Source organism: Nocardiopsis sp. YSL2, assembly GCF_030555055.1.
Lineage (GTDB): Bacteria > Actinomycetota > Actinomycetes > Streptosporangiales > Streptosporangiaceae > Nocardiopsis.
The window spans coordinates 319,358-333,146 of the sequence record NZ_JAMOAO010000001.1 but is presented as its reverse complement, the minus strand read 5'-3'; the positions used below and the strand labels follow the sequence as shown (position 1 = coordinate 333,146).

Annotated in this window: 16 protein-coding genes; 9 read left to right on the top strand and 7 right to left on the bottom strand. The window is 73.2% G+C overall.

Going from position 1 to position 13,789, the window contains the following annotated elements:
- Window positions 1–43: 43 nt before the first annotated feature.
- From M1P99_RS01430 to M1P99_RS01420, 3 genes are all read left to right on the top strand, one after another.
- Window positions 44–1,009, top strand: a complete 966-nt coding sequence (locus M1P99_RS01430; protein ID WP_304455525.1) for an iron ABC transporter permease — start codon at window positions 44–46, stop codon at window positions 1,007–1,009.
- A 77-nt stretch (window positions 1,010–1,086) separates the two neighbouring features.
- Window positions 1,087–2,106, top strand: coding sequence for an iron chelate uptake ABC transporter family permease subunit (locus tag M1P99_RS01425; protein WP_304455524.1), 1,020 nt, complete (start codon window positions 1,087–1,089; stop codon window positions 2,104–2,106).
- Window positions 2,107–2,177: 71 nt separating this feature from the next.
- Window positions 2,178–2,966, top strand: coding sequence for an ABC transporter ATP-binding protein (locus tag M1P99_RS01420; RefSeq protein WP_304450886.1), 789 nt, complete (start codon window positions 2,178–2,180; stop codon window positions 2,964–2,966).
- Window positions 2,967–2,977: 11 nt separating this feature from the next.
- On the opposite strand, the gene M1P99_RS01415 is transcribed toward M1P99_RS01420, so the two are convergent.
- Entirely contained in the window at window positions 2,978–3,478 is a 501-nt protein-coding gene (locus M1P99_RS01415; RefSeq protein ID WP_304450885.1) for a GbsR/MarR family transcriptional regulator, read from the bottom strand.
- Between the two features lie 146 nt (window positions 3,479–3,624).
- Complete coding sequence (locus M1P99_RS01410) at window positions 3,625–4,767, bottom strand: epoxide hydrolase family protein (protein ID WP_304450884.1); 1,143 nt, start codon at window positions 4,765–4,767, stop codon at window positions 3,625–3,627.
- Between the two features lie 63 nt (window positions 4,768–4,830).
- On the opposite strand from M1P99_RS01410, the gene M1P99_RS01405 reads away from it, so the two are divergent.
- The 4 genes from M1P99_RS01405 to M1P99_RS01390 all read left to right on the top strand — a co-directional run bounded on the left by M1P99_RS01405 (window position 4,831) and on the right by M1P99_RS01390 (window position 7,487).
- Window positions 4,831–5,793 carry a YafY family protein gene (locus tag M1P99_RS01405; protein WP_304450883.1) on the top strand — a complete coding sequence of 321 codons (963 nt, stop codon included), beginning with the start codon at window positions 4,831–4,833 and terminating at the stop codon, window positions 5,791–5,793.
- Between the two features lie 118 nt (window positions 5,794–5,911).
- On the top strand, window positions 5,912–6,373 hold the full coding sequence (locus M1P99_RS01400; protein WP_304455523.1) for an HD domain-containing protein: 462 nt from the start codon (window positions 5,912–5,914) through the stop codon (window positions 6,371–6,373).
- 73 nt (window positions 6,374–6,446) lie between these two features.
- Window positions 6,447–6,665 (top strand): hypothetical protein, encoded by a 219-nt coding sequence (locus M1P99_RS01395; protein WP_304450882.1) that lies wholly within the window; start codon window positions 6,447–6,449, stop codon window positions 6,663–6,665.
- 207 nt (window positions 6,666–6,872) lie between these two features.
- The gene (locus M1P99_RS01390) at window positions 6,873–7,487 is read left to right on the top strand and encodes a TetR/AcrR family transcriptional regulator (protein WP_304450881.1); all 615 of its coding nucleotides are present in this window, start codon (window positions 6,873–6,875) and stop codon (window positions 7,485–7,487) included.
- Window positions 7,488–7,537: 50 nt separating this feature from the next.
- On the opposite strand, the gene M1P99_RS01385 is transcribed toward M1P99_RS01390, so the two are convergent.
- Genes M1P99_RS01385 through M1P99_RS01370 form a run of 4 tightly spaced genes read right to left on the bottom strand, consistent with a single transcriptional unit; the run spans window position 7,538 to window position 11,304 of the window.
- The gene (locus M1P99_RS01385; RefSeq protein WP_304450880.1) at window positions 7,538–8,749 is read right to left on the bottom strand and encodes an acyl-CoA dehydrogenase family protein; all 1,212 of its coding nucleotides are present in this window, start codon (window positions 8,747–8,749) and stop codon (window positions 7,538–7,540) included.
- Window positions 8,749–9,768 carry a phosphotransferase family protein gene (locus M1P99_RS01380; protein WP_304450879.1) on the bottom strand — a complete coding sequence of 340 codons (1,020 nt, stop codon included), beginning with the start codon at window positions 9,766–9,768 and terminating at the stop codon, window positions 8,749–8,751. Before M1P99_RS01380 ends, M1P99_RS01385 begins: the two co-directional genes overlap by 1 nt.
- Window positions 9,765–10,547 carry an SDR family oxidoreductase gene (locus M1P99_RS01375; protein WP_304450878.1) on the bottom strand — a complete coding sequence of 261 codons (783 nt, stop codon included), beginning with the start codon at window positions 10,545–10,547 and terminating at the stop codon, window positions 9,765–9,767. The genes M1P99_RS01380 and M1P99_RS01375 overlap by 4 nt, the downstream gene beginning before the upstream one ends.
- 1 nt (window position 10,548) lies before the next feature.
- Entirely contained in the window at window positions 10,549–11,304 is a 756-nt protein-coding gene (locus tag M1P99_RS01370; RefSeq protein WP_304450877.1) for an SDR family oxidoreductase, read from the bottom strand.
- A 226-nt stretch (window positions 11,305–11,530) separates the two neighbouring features.
- Here M1P99_RS01370 and M1P99_RS01365 point away from each other — a divergent pair, with 226 nt between their 5' ends.
- Complete coding sequence (locus M1P99_RS01365; RefSeq protein ID WP_304450876.1) at window positions 11,531–11,824, top strand: GNAT family N-acetyltransferase; 294 nt, start codon at window positions 11,531–11,533, stop codon at window positions 11,822–11,824.
- Between the two features lie 12 nt (window positions 11,825–11,836).
- Complete coding sequence (locus M1P99_RS01360) at window positions 11,837–12,736, top strand: LLM class flavin-dependent oxidoreductase (protein WP_304450875.1); 900 nt, start codon at window positions 11,837–11,839, stop codon at window positions 12,734–12,736.
- A gap of 64 nt (window positions 12,737–12,800) precedes the next feature.
- On the opposite strand, the gene M1P99_RS01355 is transcribed toward M1P99_RS01360, so the two are convergent.
- Window positions 12,801–13,757 carry an NADPH:quinone oxidoreductase family protein gene (locus tag M1P99_RS01355; RefSeq protein ID WP_304450874.1) on the bottom strand — a complete coding sequence of 319 codons (957 nt, stop codon included), beginning with the start codon at window positions 13,755–13,757 and terminating at the stop codon, window positions 12,801–12,803.
- Between the last annotated feature and the right edge of the window lie 32 nt (window positions 13,758–13,789).

The window sequence follows — 13,789 nt, the reverse complement described above, 5'->3', positions numbered from 1 at the left end:
CATCGCGACACCGCCCCGGACCCGCCCCGCCCGCACCCTCGTCATGATCGGCGCGGGTGCGGCGGCGCTGGCCGGGGCGGTCCTCCTCAGCCTCGTCCTGGGCAGCAGACCCACCACGCCCCTGGAGGTGTGGCGGGTCCTGACCGGCGACACCGGCGGCTTCACCGCCACAGTGGTGGAGAGCCGCTACCCCCGCACCGTCCTGGGCATCGTCGCCGGGGCGGCCCTGGCGCTGTCCGGCACCCTCATGCAGGGCGTGACCCGCAACCCCCTCGCCGATCCCGGGCTCCTGGGCGTCAACGCCGGCGCCGCCGCCGCGGTGGTGACCGCCACCGCCGTGCTCGGCCCCACCTCGGTCTCGGCGACCGTGTGGTGGGCGCTGCCCGGCGCGGTCCTGGCCGGACTGGCCGCCCACGCCGTGGGCAGCCGGGGCGGCGACGGCGGCATGGTCCGGCTGGTCCTGGCCGGAGCGGTGGTCTCCGCCGTGCTCACGGCCTACGTCCAGGCCCTCGGGCTGACCTTCCCCGAGGTCTTCGACGGCTACCGCCACTGGGTGGTCGGCTCGCTCGGCGGCCGCGACTTCGACGTGGTGGTCTCCGTCCTGCCGGTCGTGGTCGTGGGAGCAGCCCTGGGCCTGGCCGTCTCCGGCGGGCTCAACGCCCTGGCCCTGGGCGAGGAGGCGGCCGTGGCCACCGGTGCCAATCCCGCGTGGGTGCGTTCGGGCGGACTCATCGCCGCCACCGTGCTGGCCGCCGCCGCCACGGCCGCCGCCGGCCCCATCGCCTTCGTCGGCCTGGCCGTCCCGCACGTGGTGCGCGCCCTGGTGGGCGTGGACTTCCGCGTCCAGGTGCCCTTCGCGCTCCTGGCCGGCCCGACCCTGCTCCTGGCGGCCGACGTCGTGGCGCGCACGATCGTGCGCCCCACCGAGCTCATGGTCGGGGTCGTCACCGCCTTCGTGGGCGCCCCCGTCCTGTTGTACGCCGTCCGCCGCATGCGGGAGACCACATGAGACCGGCCCTGTCCACCCGCCGCGCGTCGGCGGCCGAAGCGGGCACCGCCCCGGAGCGCGCGGGCTCCGGGCAGCGCGTGCTGCGGCTGGGCCGCACGGTGGCGCTGCCCGTCCATCCGCGCTCCCTGCTGGTCACCGCGGTCCTGCTCGTGCTCCTGGTCGCCGCGGCGGCCGCCACGCTGAGCCTGGGCCGCCTGGGCATCCCGCTGACCCGGCTGCCCGTCGTGGCCGCGGGGGCCGGCGAGGCCACCGAGACCTTCGTCCTGGACCGGCTGCGCGGTCCACGCCTGACCGTGGCCGCCGGGACCGGCGCGGCCCTCGGCCTGGCCGGGGCGCTCTTCCAGTCCGTCACCCGCAACCCGCTGGGCAGTCCCGACGTGATCGGCCTGGGCGCCGGTGCCGGGGCGGGCGCGGCCGTCGCCGCGCTGGCGCTGCCCGGCATCGTGCCCGTACCCCTGGGCGCTCTGGGCGGGGCGGCTCTGGCGATGGTCATCGTGGCCACCGCCACCGGTACGGGACTGCGCCACCCCGGACGACTGATCGTCGCCGGGATCGGCGTCGCGGCGATGGCGCACGCGGTCAGTGAGTACGTGGTCGCGGTGATGGCACGTGACCAGGCCAGCGTCCTGCACGCCTACCTGTACGGGAGCCTGGGGGCCCGCTCGTGGGAGCACACCGCGGTCGTCTGGGGCGTGTTGGCCCTGGCGGTGCCGCTGGTCGTGGTGATCGCCGGCGCGGTCGCGGTGAACGAGATGGGCGACGAGCTCGCCGACGCCCTGGGCGGTCGCGCCAGGTCCACCCGCACGGTCGCGATCAGCCTGTCGGTGGTGCTCACGGCCGCTGCGGTCAGTGTCGCCGGACCGATCGCGTTCGTCGCCCTGACCGCGCCGCAGATCGCCCGCAGGACGACCGGCGCGCCCGGACCCAACCTGGCGGTGGCGGCCGTGGTCGGTGCCCTGCTGCTGGTCCTGGCCGACCTGGCCGTCCAGCAGTCACCGATCGGGGACGGGCTGCCGGTGGGTCTGTTCACCATGGCCCTCGGCGGCGTCTACCTCGGCTACCTGCTGATCAGGGAATGGCGAAGGGGAAACCTGTGACCGCGGCGGTGCCGTCATGACCGCACACCCAGAAGGAAGGTACGACACGTGAGAGTCCTCGGAGGAAGCCTGTGAGTGAGGGACCGGTCCTGGCCGCGGAGGGCCTCACACTCGGGTACGGAGGCGAGCCGGTCGTGCGCGACCTGGACCTGGCGGTGGCCGACGGCGAGTTCACGGTCATCGTCGGCCCCAACGGCTGCGGCAAGTCCACCCTGCTCAAGGCGCTCGGGCGGGTCACGGCGCCGACGGCGGGCCGGGTGCTGCTGCACGGCGCCGACATCCGCGCCCAACGCGCGAAGGCGGTCGCGCGCGGGCTCGCGCTGCTGCCGCAGAGCCCGATCGCCCCCGAGGGCATCACGGTGCGCGCGCTGGCGGCCCGCGGCCGCTTCCCGCACCGCACCCTGCTGCGGCAGTGGAGCCCCGAGGACGAGGAGGCGATCAGCCGGGCCCTGGAGCTCACCGGGCTGGCCGCGCTGGCGGACGTGCAGGTGGGCGCGCTCTCGGGCGGGCAGCGCCAGCGGGCGTGGGTGGCGATGGTCCTGGCCCAGGACACCGGTGTCCTGCTGCTCGACGAGCCCACCACCTTCCTGGACATCGCCCACCAGTACGACCTGCTGGAGCTCTTCGGCGCCCTGCACCGGGGCGGGCGGACCGTCGTCGCGGTCCTGCACGACCTGGCGCAGGCCGCCCGGTTCGCGACCCGGCTGGTGATGATGAGCGGCGGCCGCGTGGTCGCCGACGGTCCGCCCGGCACCGTGGTCACGGCGGAGCTGGTGGAGGAGGTGTTCGGGCTGCCCTGTGACGTCGTGCCCGACCCGCGCACGAGGACGCCGCTGGTCATCCCGCACGAGCGGACCTGAGGCCCGCCGGTTCAGCCGCGTCGCGCCTTGTACTCCTCCCAGTGGGCGAGGAGCGTGTCATGGTAGTCGTCGAGCCAGGCCATGTAGTCGTGCATGTTGCGCAGCCGGGTGCGGGCGGACGCGCCCAGGTCCGGTAGGCGCTCCAGCGCCGACCGGGCCAGGTCGCGCTGGTCGCGCAGGTACCCGCGCTCGTTGCGCAGGAAGCCGCCCCACACGTCCTCGTCCATGGTGATCAGCCGGGAGCGGCGGTCGGGCGCCTCCACCAGGGTCACGAATCCCAGGTCCCGCAGTCGGCGCACGGACTCCGAGACCGAACCCCGGCTGACCCCCGCGCCCTCGGCGGCCTCCTCGGCGCTGACCGCCTCCCGGTCGGCGACCAGGAGGAAGCCCACGATGCGGCCCTCGGCCCGGGGGCGGCCCTGGGACTGCCAGAACTCGGAGAAGCGGCGGATGAAGTCGGCCCGGAACTCCTGATCCGACTGCGGGGTCTCCGGCTGCGAGGTCTCCGACATGCCCGTCACGATAGCGTTCGGCGGGCGCGGACCGGTACTTCACGCGGCGCGCAGCGACTCCAGCATGGGCGAGAGCGCCGCCGGACGTCCTCCGGGTCGGGTGGGGGCGGAGGACCCGGCCGGCGCCGTGTGCTCCGGTTCGGCGGTCACCAGATGCCGTGGAAGAAGGCGCGGATGTCGTTCGCGAGCAGCTCCGCCTCCTCCATCGCGGGGAAGTGGCCGCCCTCGGTGAACTCGCTCCAGTGGCCGATCGCCTTCCACGGGTCCATCGCGCGGCGCATGAGCGGGTGGGTGTCGAACACGGCCCATCCGGACGGCACGTCGGAGGCCATGACCAAGCCGATCCCGGAGTGCTCGGACTCGTAGTAGAACTGTGCGCTCGACGCGCCGCTACGGGTGAACCAGTACAGGCTGACGTTCGTGAGGAGCTGGTCGCGGTCGACTGACTCGTCCGGCGTCCGGTAGGCGCCGTCGGTCCCGGTCCTGAACTTCTCGGCGATCCACGCGAGCTGACCGACCGGCGAGTCGGCGAGCGCCGCGCCGATCGTGTCGGGACGGTGGTCCTGCATCAGGAGATACCCGCGCTCGGCCTCGTACTCGGCGCGCACGGCCTCGATCTGTGCGTTCTCGTCATCGGACAGACCGTCGGGGTAGGGGAACTTGTCGCCGAGCAACCCGAGCAAGCGGCGGTCGCTGCCGATGTGCGTGCCGATGACGCGCTCGGGGTGGATCGCGGCGAGGCGGCCGGTGGTGCCCGAACCGATGTCGGTGCCGTGGGCCGCGAACCTCTCATAGCCCAGACGCGTCATGATCTCGGCGTAGGCATCCGTCGTCCGCGCCAGCTCCCAGCCGGTCCCCGACAGCGGGGTCGAGAACCCGAAGCCGGGCAGCGACGGGACGACCACGTGGAACTCGTCGGTCAGCAGCGGGATGAGCCGCTGGTACTCGACGAACGAGCCCGGCCAGCCGTGGTTCAGCATCAGCGGGACGGTCTCCGGGTTCGTCGACCGCGCGTGGACGACGTGGAAGGTCTGGCCGTCGACGACCGTCGTGCACTGTTCGTACTCGTTGAGCTTCTCCTCCTGCGCACGCCAGTCGAAGCCGTCGCGCCAGTACTCGGCGAGCTCCTTCAGATACACCAGCGGGATGCCGCGGCTGAAGTCGGTGCGGTCGTCCCGGCCCGGCACGGGGGTCGGCCAGCGCGTGTGCGCCAGCCGGTCGCGCAGGTCGTCGATGTCGGTCTGCGGGATGTCGACGCGGAAGGGTGTGAGTGCCTTGTTCTCGTTCATGGCACCGACGTTTCCAGGCAATGCGGCAGGTTGGCTTCCGCAATCGCTGACATGATGGAGAACATGTTGGAGACCTCGGCCCGCCTGCTCGAACTGCTGTCATTGCTCCAGCTCAAGCGCGACTGGACGAGTTCCGAGCTCGCCGGCCGGCTCGGCGTGAGCACCAGGACCGTGCGCGCCGACATCGGCAGGCTGCGGTCGCTCGGCTATCCCGTGGACGCGCGCCCCGGCGTCGCGGGCGGGTACCGGCTGGCCGCCGGGACGGCCATGCCCCCACTGCTGCTCGACGACGACGAGGCCGTCGCCGTGGCGGTCGGACTGGGTGCGGTCGCCACCCGGAGGCTCGGCGTCGAGGAGACATCGCTCACCGCGCTCGCGAAGTTGGAGCAGGTGCTGCCCTCGCGCCTGCGGCGGCGCGTCGAGGCGGTACGCGAGGCGACGAGCGTCGTTCCAGGGGCCGAACCGCCGCTCGATCTCTCGGTGCTCGGCGCGGTCGCCGCCGCGATCCGCGGCCACGAACGGCTCCGGTTCGGATACACGAAGCCCGGAGGCGGCGAAGGGGCCCGCCACACCGAACCGCAACGGCTGGTGGGCTGGGGGCCGCTCTGGTACCTGCTCGCGTGGGATCTCGACCGTGATGACTGGCGGGTCTTCCGTGTCGACCGCATGGTCCCGCACCCGGCGACGGGTGTGCGGTTCCGGCCGCGCGTGGTCCCGGGGGGCGATGCCGTCGAGTACGTCGTCGCACGCGTCAGCAAGGGGGCCTGGACGTACCGCGCCCGCGTCCTCGTCCGTGCTCCCGCCGCCAAGGTCGCCGCGAAGATCCCCATCCCGGTCGATATCGAGGTGGTCGACGAGTCCACGTGCCGTGTCGAGCTGGGTTCCGACGCCCCGGACCGGCTCGCGCTGTGGTTGACACAGCTCGACGTCGACGTCGAGGTGATCGACGGAGACGAGCTCGCGGCGGCGTTCGACCGCCTCGCGACGAGGCTGCGCCGCGCGGCGGGCGGCGCGTCCACGACGTGAGTCCCGACCGCCCGTGCTCCGCGGGTTCGGGGCGTTCGGCCTCTTACGCGACAGGCCCGGGCACCCGTCACCGGTACCCATCGCCGAGAAGCACTGACAGGAAGGAGCACCCGTGTCGATGACACTGGACGAGGCCACCGCGCTGGCCGAGCGTGCGCACGAGGGGCAGAGGGACAAAGCGGGCCGCCCCTACGTCGAACACGTCCTGGCCGTGCGCGACCGGTTGGCCGGACACGGCGAGCTCGCCCAGATGGCCGGGGTCCTGCACGACGTCCTGGAGGACACTCCGCTCACGGCCGAGGACCTGCGGGTGCGCGGCTGCCCTGCCGCGGTGGTCATCGCGGTGGAGGCGGTCACCCGCCGCTCGGGGGAGTCCTACGACGACCTGGTCCGCCGGGCCGCCGCCGACCCCCTGGGCCGGCTCGTCAAGCTCGCCGACAACGCGCACAACGCCGAGGAGGAACGCTTGGCGGTCCTGCCCCACTACCAGGCCGCGCGGCTGCGGGCCAAGTACGCCCGTGCACGCGCGACCCTGCTGGCAGCCGGCGGCCGGAGTTCGGACATCCTTCCGCCCCCATGACCCGGGGGAGGGATTGTGTTGGCCCCTCGGAGGGGAGGCGACTCCATGTCACTGCACCGAAACGAGGAGTTCTATGATCGCCAAGCTGTCCAACGCCGGAGTCACCTCCGAGATGGCCTACGCCGCGGGGGTCGCTTCCATCGGGCTCAGTGCCGTGGCCTGGCTAGTCTCCAAGAAGAAGGAGGACGCGGGCACCGACCGCGCCGACAGGTGGGGGCTGTTCATCGGGGAGTGGGCGCCCACGTTCTTCGCCCTGGGGGTGGCGCTCCGGCTGGAGGAGAACGCCAAGTAGCAGCGCCGCCGCGGGCCCCGCCGCCGCACACGCGGAGAGGGCGGGGCCCGCCCGTGTGCGGCAGGACCCGAGTCGAGGCCGCGTAGTCCCGGGGGTGAGGGGCTCGAGGCGAAGGACTTCCCGCGCCCTCGGGTACCAGCCGGTCGGTATGCTGTCCCGGTGACGAAGCCCACCAGGGGGCGCGACGGGGTACGAAGTGAGGGCGGCATGGCGCGAGGACAGAGAACGGCGGGCAACGGGGGCGACGGGGGATCGGTTCCCGAACGCCTGCTCGGAGCGGCCACCCGGCTGTTCGCCGAGCGCGGCTTCGAGAGCACGTCGGTCCAGGAGATCGTGGTCGCGGCCGGGGTGACCAAGGGTGCGATGTACCACTACTTCGGCTCCAAGGACGACCTGCTCTACGAGGTCTACGCCCGGGTCCTGCGCATGCAGACCGAACACCTGCTGCAGATCGCCGGCCGCGACGAGCCCGTCGCCGATCGCGTGCGGGCCGCGGCCGCCGACGTCATCGTCACCAGCCTCGCCAACCTGGACGACACCGTCATCTTCTTCCGCTCCATGCACCAGTTGGGCGAGGCCAAGCAGAAGACGGTGCGCGCCGAGCGGCGCCGGTACCACGAGCACTTCCGCGACCTCGTCCAGCAGGGCCAGAGCGAGGGCGTCTTCCGTGACGACGTGCCCGCCGACCTGGTCGTGGACTACTTCTTCGGGTCGGTGCACCACCTGGGCACCTGGTACCGCAAGGACGGCCCGCTCTCGGGGGAGGACGTCGCCCGCCACTTCTCCGACCTGCTCATGACGAGCCTGCGCCCCCGAGCCTGACACGGGAGGAGGCCGGGGTGGCGCCCCCGGCCTCCTCCCGTGCGTCCGGGTCAGGCGTACTTGCGCAGCTCGGCGCGGGCCAGCGAGCGCAGGTGCACCTCGTCGGGCCCGTCCGCCAGCCGCAGCGTCCGCACGGCCGCGCTCCAGGCGGCCAGCGGCACGTCCTGGCTCACCCCGGCCGCCCCGTGCGCCTGGATCGCCTTGTCCAGGATCCACTCCACGGTCCGCGGGGTGGCGATCTTGATCGCCTGGATCTCGGTGTGCGCCCCCTTGTTGCCCACCGTGTCCATCAGATAGGCCGTCTTGAGGACCAGCAGGCGCACCTGCTCGATGCGCACGCGCGCCTCGGCGATCCACTCGCGGACCACGCCCTGGTCGGCCAGCGGACGGCCGAAGGCCACCCGGTCCAGGACCCTGCGGCACGTGAGCTCCAGGGCCCGCTCGGCCATCCCGATCGCGCGCATGCAGTGGTGGATGCGCCCCGGCCCCAGCCGCGCCTGGGCGATCGCGAAGCCCTCGCCCTCGCCGCCGATGAGGTTCTCCGCCGGCACCCGCACGTCCTCGAACACGACCTCGGCGTGCCCGCCGTGGTCGCCGTCGTCGTAGCCGTACACGGTCATGCCGCGCTCGACCCGCACACCGGGGGTGTCGCGCGGGACCAGCACCATGCTCTGCTGCCGGTGGCGTTCGGCGTCCGGGTCGGTCTTGCCCATGACGATGAGGATCTCGCACGCGGGGTTGAGCGCGCCGGTGATGAACCACTTGCTCCCGTTGACGACGTAGGAGTCGCCGTCGCGGGTGATGGTGGTGCCGATGTTGGTGGCGTCGGAGGAGGCCACCGCCGGCTCGGTCATCGCGAACGCCGAGCGGATGCTCGCGTCCAGCAGCGGGTCCAGCCAGCGCTTCTTCTGCTCGGGGGTGCCGAACATCGTCAGCACCTCCATGTTCCCGGTGTCGGGCGCGGCGCAGTTGAGCGCGATCGGGCCCAGGCGCGGGCTGCGCCCGGTGATCTCGGCCAGGGGGGCGTAGCGGAGGTTGGGGATGCCCCCGTGCTCGGGGTGGCCGGCCAGGAACAGGTTCCACAGGCCCAGCTCGCGCGCCTTGGCCTGCAGTTCGAAGACGATCGGCGCCGTGGCCCAGGGGTCGGCGAGTTCGGCCCGCTGCTCCTCCAGGACCGGTTCGGCCGGGTAGACGTGGTCGTCCATGAAACCGAGGAGCTTCTCGCGCAGCTCCTCGGTCTCCTTGTCGAAGGCGAAGTCCATCAGTCCTCCTTGAGAGTGGCGTGGGCGCGTCGGACCAAGGGGGCGACCATGTCGCCGATGCGGTCGAAACCGGCCCCGACCGTCAGCCCCTTGCTGTGGCGCAGGTGGATGCCCTCGGCGATCACGGCCAGCTTGAAGCAGCCGAAGGCCACGTACCAGCCGAGCCGGGACACGTCGCGCCGCGTCGCGGCGGCGTAGAGGTCCACCAGTTCGGCGGAGGTGGGGAAACCCTCCGCCGATGTGGCGGGCGCCGAGGCCCCGCCGACGTTCGTGGGCTGGTCGCGGTAGACCAGCATCAGGCCGAGGTCGACCAGGGGGTCGCCCAGCGTGGCCATCTCCCAGTCCAGGACCGCGCTCAGCTTCCCGTCCGGGGTCACCAGCACGTTGTCCAGCCGGTAGTCGCCGTGCACGATGCCGGGGGCCGACTGCTCCGGCACCGTGGCCGCGAGCCGCTCGTGCAGGTCGTCGATCCCCGGGATGTCACGGCTGCGCGAGGCATCCAACTGCTTGCCCCACCGCCGCACCTGGCGTTCGAGGAAGCCCGCGGGGCGGCCGAAGTCGCCCAGTCCGACCTCCTCCGGCACCACTGCGTGCAGGGCGCCCAGGGTGGAGACCAGCTCCTCGGCCACCGACCGGACGCCGGCGGGGCCCATCGGCGCGATCTCCGCGCTCGTGCGGAAGGGGGTGCCCGCCACGTGCTCCATCACGTAGAAGGGCGCGCCGAGCACCTCGGTGTCCTCGCACAGGGTGTAGGTCCGCGGCACGGGGACGGCGGTGTCGCGCAGCGCGGTCATCACGCGGTACTCGCGCGGCATGTCGTGCGCGGTCGCCAGGACGTGGCCCAGCGGCGGGCGGCGCACCACCCACCGCCCGGTCCCGTCGGTGACGGTGTAGGTGAGGTTGGACTTGCCGCCCGCCATCACCTCGCCCGTCAGCGGCCCCGACACCAGGCCCGGGACGGCCCGTTCCAGGTGGGCGCGCAGCCGTTCCAGGTCCAGGCCGGGCAGGTCCTCGCTCATTCGTTGCCCTCCTCGGCGAACACCTTGGACCGCAGGTGCCGCATGCCCGACAGCCAGCGGTCGGTGTCGGTGGCCCGGGCCGTGTAGTAGTCGGCGACCTCGGGGTGCGGCAGGATGAGGAAGCGCCCGTCGGCCAGGCCCGCCATGACCGCGTCCGCGACCTCCTCGGGGGTGATGGCGGTCGCGTCCATCATCGCCTTGCCCACCTCGCCGGAGGCGTCCAGCATGTTCGTGCGCACGCCCAGCGGGCAGACGCACTGCACCGTGATCCCGCGGTCGCCGTAGGTGGCCGAGAGCCACTCGCCGAAGGCCAGGGCGGCGTGCTTGGTCACCGAGTAGGGCGCGCTGGCGAGCATGGTGAGCAGGCCCGCGGCCGAGACGGTCGAGACGAACCGCCCGTGACCGCGCTCCAGCCAGCCGGGCACCAGCGCCCGTGCGGCTCGCACGTGGCCCATGACGTTGACCTGCCATGACAGGTCCCAGTCGCTCTCGGGGGCGTCCTGGAAGCCGCCGGTGCCGACGCCGGCGTTGGCGACGTACAGGTCGATCGCGCCCAGATGGGCGCCGGCCTCGGCGATCAGCGCGGTGACGCCGTCCTCGCTCGCGGCGTCGCCGGGGACGGCGATCCCGCCGATCTCGGCGGCCACGGCCTCGGCCGCGCCCGCGTCCAGGTCGTTGACGACGACGCGGGCGCCCTCGCCGGCCAGCCGACGGGCGAGGGCGGCGCCGATGCCGTTGCCGGCCCCGGTGACGACGGCTCCGGTGTTGTTCAGGTCCATGTCACACGCCTCCGGTGAGAGTGGTCCCGCCGTCCAGGACGAGGGTGCGGCCGGTGACCCAGGCGGCGTCCTCGGAGAGCAGGAAGGCGACGGCGCCGGCGACGTCCTCGGGGACGCCTAGGCGGCCCATGGGGTAGCCGGCCGCGACCTGCTCCTCGCGGCCCTCGTAGAGCGCGGAGGCGAACTTGGTCTTGACCACGGCCGGGGCGACGCCGTTGACGCGCACGTCGGGTGCGAGCTCGAGGGCGAGCTCCGTGGTGATGTGGCTCAGCATCGCCTTGGTGGCGCCGTAGAAGCCGATGCCGGGGGCCGGCTTGGTCCCGGCGACCGACGACACGTTGACGATGGCGCCGCCGTGCTCGGCCATCCAGGCCTTGTGCGCCCGCTGGACCCATCCGATCGCGGACAGCGCGTTGACTTCGACCATCTTGCGGGCGGCGGACAGATCGAGGTCGACCATGCGCCCGTAGACGGGGTTGATGCCCGTGTTGTTCACCAGCAGGTCGACGCTGCCGAAGGCCTCCAGGGTCGCGGCGATCGCCTCGTCCTGGTGCTCGGGCTGGTCGGCGCCGCCCGCCACGCCGATCGCGTGCTCGGGCCCGCCGAGGGCCGCCACGGCCTCCGCCAGGGGCTCGGGCTTGCGTGCGGTGATGCAGACGCGGGCGCCCTCGTCGACGAGTCGCCGGGCGATGGCCAGGCCGATGCCCCGGCTCGCTCCGGTGACGATGGCGGTGCGGCCGCCGAACCGGGAAGTCATACGTTCTCCTTAGACCGACTGGTCGGTATGCAAGGGAGACTCTATGTCTCGGCGGGTGCGCGCCGCAAGGGGTGGGCCATGGGTAGGGAGGGTGGTGGCGGTGGCGTCCGGTCGGGGGTGGTGCCCCGGCTCCGCGCGCAGTGCCCTGCCGGGAGGTGGCGTGTGACGGGTAGGGATGGTGGTGCGGGCCGACCGGCCGCGACCGGGACCGAGAACGGGGGAACCTATGGCCAACGACGTCGTCGACGCACGCGACCGGCGCCGGTACGAGATCACGGCGGACGGGGAGGTGGCCGGTTTCGCCGAGTACATCGTCACCGACGCGCTGGTCACGTTCACCCACACCGAGATCGATCCGGCCTTCGAGGGCCGGGGGCTGGGCGGCACCCTGGTACGCGCGGCCCTGGACGACGTCCGCTCGCGCGGACTGAAGGTGCTGCCGCTGTGCCCCTTCGTCAAGGGCTGGATCCAGAGGCACAGCGACTACGCCGACCTCGTGTACGGGGCGGCGGACCAGTAGGAGGGAGCCGCAATGAGCGACTACGGGCGCGAGGTGGCGTTCGGGGTGTTCCCGTCCCCGAACGCCGACGCCGAGTCCCTGCGCGAGCTGTGGGGCGTGATCGCCGCCGCCGAGCACGGCGGACTGGAGTTCGCCGGAATCCAGGACCATCCCTACCAGCGCCGGCATCTGGACACGTGGAGCCTCATGGCCACCGTGCTGGCGCGCACGGAGCGGCTGCGGGTCTTCCCCGACGTGGCCAACCTGCCGCTGCGCTCGCCCGCGGTCATCGCCAAGTCCGCGGCCAGCCTGGACGTGCTCTCGGGAGGCCGCTTCGAGCTGGGCCTCGGCGCCGGGGCGTTCTGGGAGGCGGTGGTGGCCATGGGGGGCGACGAGCGCAGCCCGAAGGAGGCCGCCGACGCCCTGATCGAGGCGGTCGAGGTCGTCCGCCTCCTGTGGTCGGACGCGCGCTCGGTGCGCTACGAGGGCCGCCACTACCGGCTGGCCGGTGTCAAGCCGGGACCCCTGCCGGTGCACGACATGGGCGTCTGGCTGGGCGTGCTCGGACCACGGCTGCTCGGCGCGTTGGGGAGGATGGCCGACGGGTGGCTGCCCTCCAGCGGCTACGCCGCCCCGGACCGGCTGCCCGGCATGCAGGCGCGCATCGACGAGGGAGCGGCCCAGGTCGGCCGCGACCCCGCGGAGATCCGGCGCGCCTACAACGTGTGGGGCACCATCACCGGAGGGGCCTCCCGGGGGTTCCTGGCGGGTCCCGCCGAGCAGTGGGTGGAGCAGCTCACCGAACTGGTGCTGGTCCATGGCATGGACACCTTCGTCTTCGGGCCCGCCGAGGATCCCGTCCGGCAGGTGGAGCTCTTCGCGGCCGAGGTCGCTCCCGCCGTGCGTGCGGCGGTGGCGGCCGAGCGGTCCTGACGGGCGGCCCGGCCGCCACCGGCGCCGGAGGTCGAGGACGCGGGAGCGCCGGCCTGCGCCCGCCCTACGCCGAGGGGTCGAGCGTGAGCTTGCCGATGGTGCCGCGGGCGCGCAGGGCCTCGTGCGCCCGGTGCGCCTCGGACAGCGGGTAGCACTCGCCGAGCACGGGGCGCAGCCGCCCGTCGCTCACCATCGCCAGCAGCTCGCCCATCGCCTGGTCGACCACTTCGCCGGGCAGCAGCCAGGCGTGCGGGAGCCACATGCCCCCCACGGTCGTGGAGAAGCGCATGAGGTTGGGCAGCTGGACGGGCTTGGGAGCCTCGCGCGAGGCCATCCCGTAGAAGGCCAGCCGGCCGAACGGGGCCAGCGCGCGCACGCTCTCGTCGGTCACCCGGCCGCCGACCATGTCCAGGACGATGTCGACGCGCCGTCCCGCGTTGGCCTCGATGAGCGCGGCGGTCATGTCCGGGGCGGCGGAGTCGACGGCGGCGTCGGCGCCCAGGTCCAGCGCGTACTTGCGCTTGGCCTCGCTGCTGGCCACGGCGATGACCCGTCCGGCGCCGAAGGCCTTCGCGAGCTGGACGGCGAGCGTGCCCACACCGCCGGCCGCGGCGTGCACGACCACCGACTCGCCCGGGTCCATGCGGGCGGTGCGCCGGAGCAGGACCCACGCCGTGGCGCCCTGGACGATCAGCGCCAGCGCGGCCTCGTCGGAGACGTCGTCGGGGATGTCGAAGCACATGGCCGGATCGGCCACGGTCCGCTCGGCGTAGCCGCCCCCGGAGGTCAGGGCGACGACGCGGCGGCCGTCGGGGGCGCGGCCGGCGACCTCGGCGCCGGGCACCATGGGCAGGGACGAGGGGGCCAGGTAGCTGTTCTCCGCCTGGTGGGTGTCCGCGTAGTTGATGCCCGCGCGCGTGACGTCGACCAGGATCTGGCCGGGGCCCGGTTCGGGGTCGGGGAGTTCGGTGGGGACGAGGACCTCGGGTCCGCCGAACTCGGTGATCTGGATGGCGCGCATGGGGGAGCCCCTTCGTTGTTCGTCTGGTCATA

Coding starts and splice junctions, on each gene's coding strand:
- M1P99_RS01375 (WP_304450878.1), bottom strand. CDS start 10,547: ATGGACCTGAACAACACCGGAGCCGTCGTCACCGGGGCCGGCAACGGC.
- M1P99_RS01430 (WP_304455525.1), top strand. CDS start 44: ATGATCGGCGCGGGTGCGGCGGCGCTGGCCGGGGCGGTCCTCCTCAGC.
- M1P99_RS01380 (WP_304450879.1), bottom strand. CDS start 9,768: ATGAGCGAGGACCTGCCCGGCCTGGACCTGGAACGGCTGCGCGCCCAC.
- M1P99_RS01390 (WP_304450881.1), top strand. CDS start 6,873: ATGGCGCGAGGACAGAGAACGGCGGGCAACGGGGGCGACGGGGGATCG.
- M1P99_RS01405 (WP_304450883.1), top strand. CDS start 4,831: ATGTTGGAGACCTCGGCCCGCCTGCTCGAACTGCTGTCATTGCTCCAG.
- M1P99_RS01385 (WP_304450880.1), bottom strand. CDS start 8,749: ATGGACTTCGCCTTCGACAAGGAGACCGAGGAGCTGCGCGAGAAGCTC.
- M1P99_RS01355 (WP_304450874.1), bottom strand. CDS start 13,757: ATGCGCGCCATCCAGATCACCGAGTTCGGCGGACCCGAGGTCCTCGTC.
- M1P99_RS01410 (WP_304450884.1), bottom strand. CDS start 4,767: ATGAACGAGAACAAGGCACTCACACCCTTCCGCGTCGACATCCCGCAG.
- M1P99_RS01395 (WP_304450882.1), top strand. CDS start 6,447: ATGATCGCCAAGCTGTCCAACGCCGGAGTCACCTCCGAGATGGCCTAC.
- M1P99_RS01415 (WP_304450885.1), bottom strand. CDS start 3,478: ATGTCGGAGACCTCGCAGCCGGAGACCCCGCAGTCGGATCAGGAGTTC.
- M1P99_RS01365 (WP_304450876.1), top strand. CDS start 11,531: ATGGCCAACGACGTCGTCGACGCACGCGACCGGCGCCGGTACGAGATC.
- M1P99_RS01370 (WP_304450877.1), bottom strand. CDS start 11,304: ATGACTTCCCGGTTCGGCGGCCGCACCGCCATCGTCACCGGAGCGAGC.
- M1P99_RS01400 (WP_304455523.1), top strand. CDS start 5,912: ATGACACTGGACGAGGCCACCGCGCTGGCCGAGCGTGCGCACGAGGGG.
- M1P99_RS01360 (WP_304450875.1), top strand. CDS start 11,837: ATGAGCGACTACGGGCGCGAGGTGGCGTTCGGGGTGTTCCCGTCCCCG.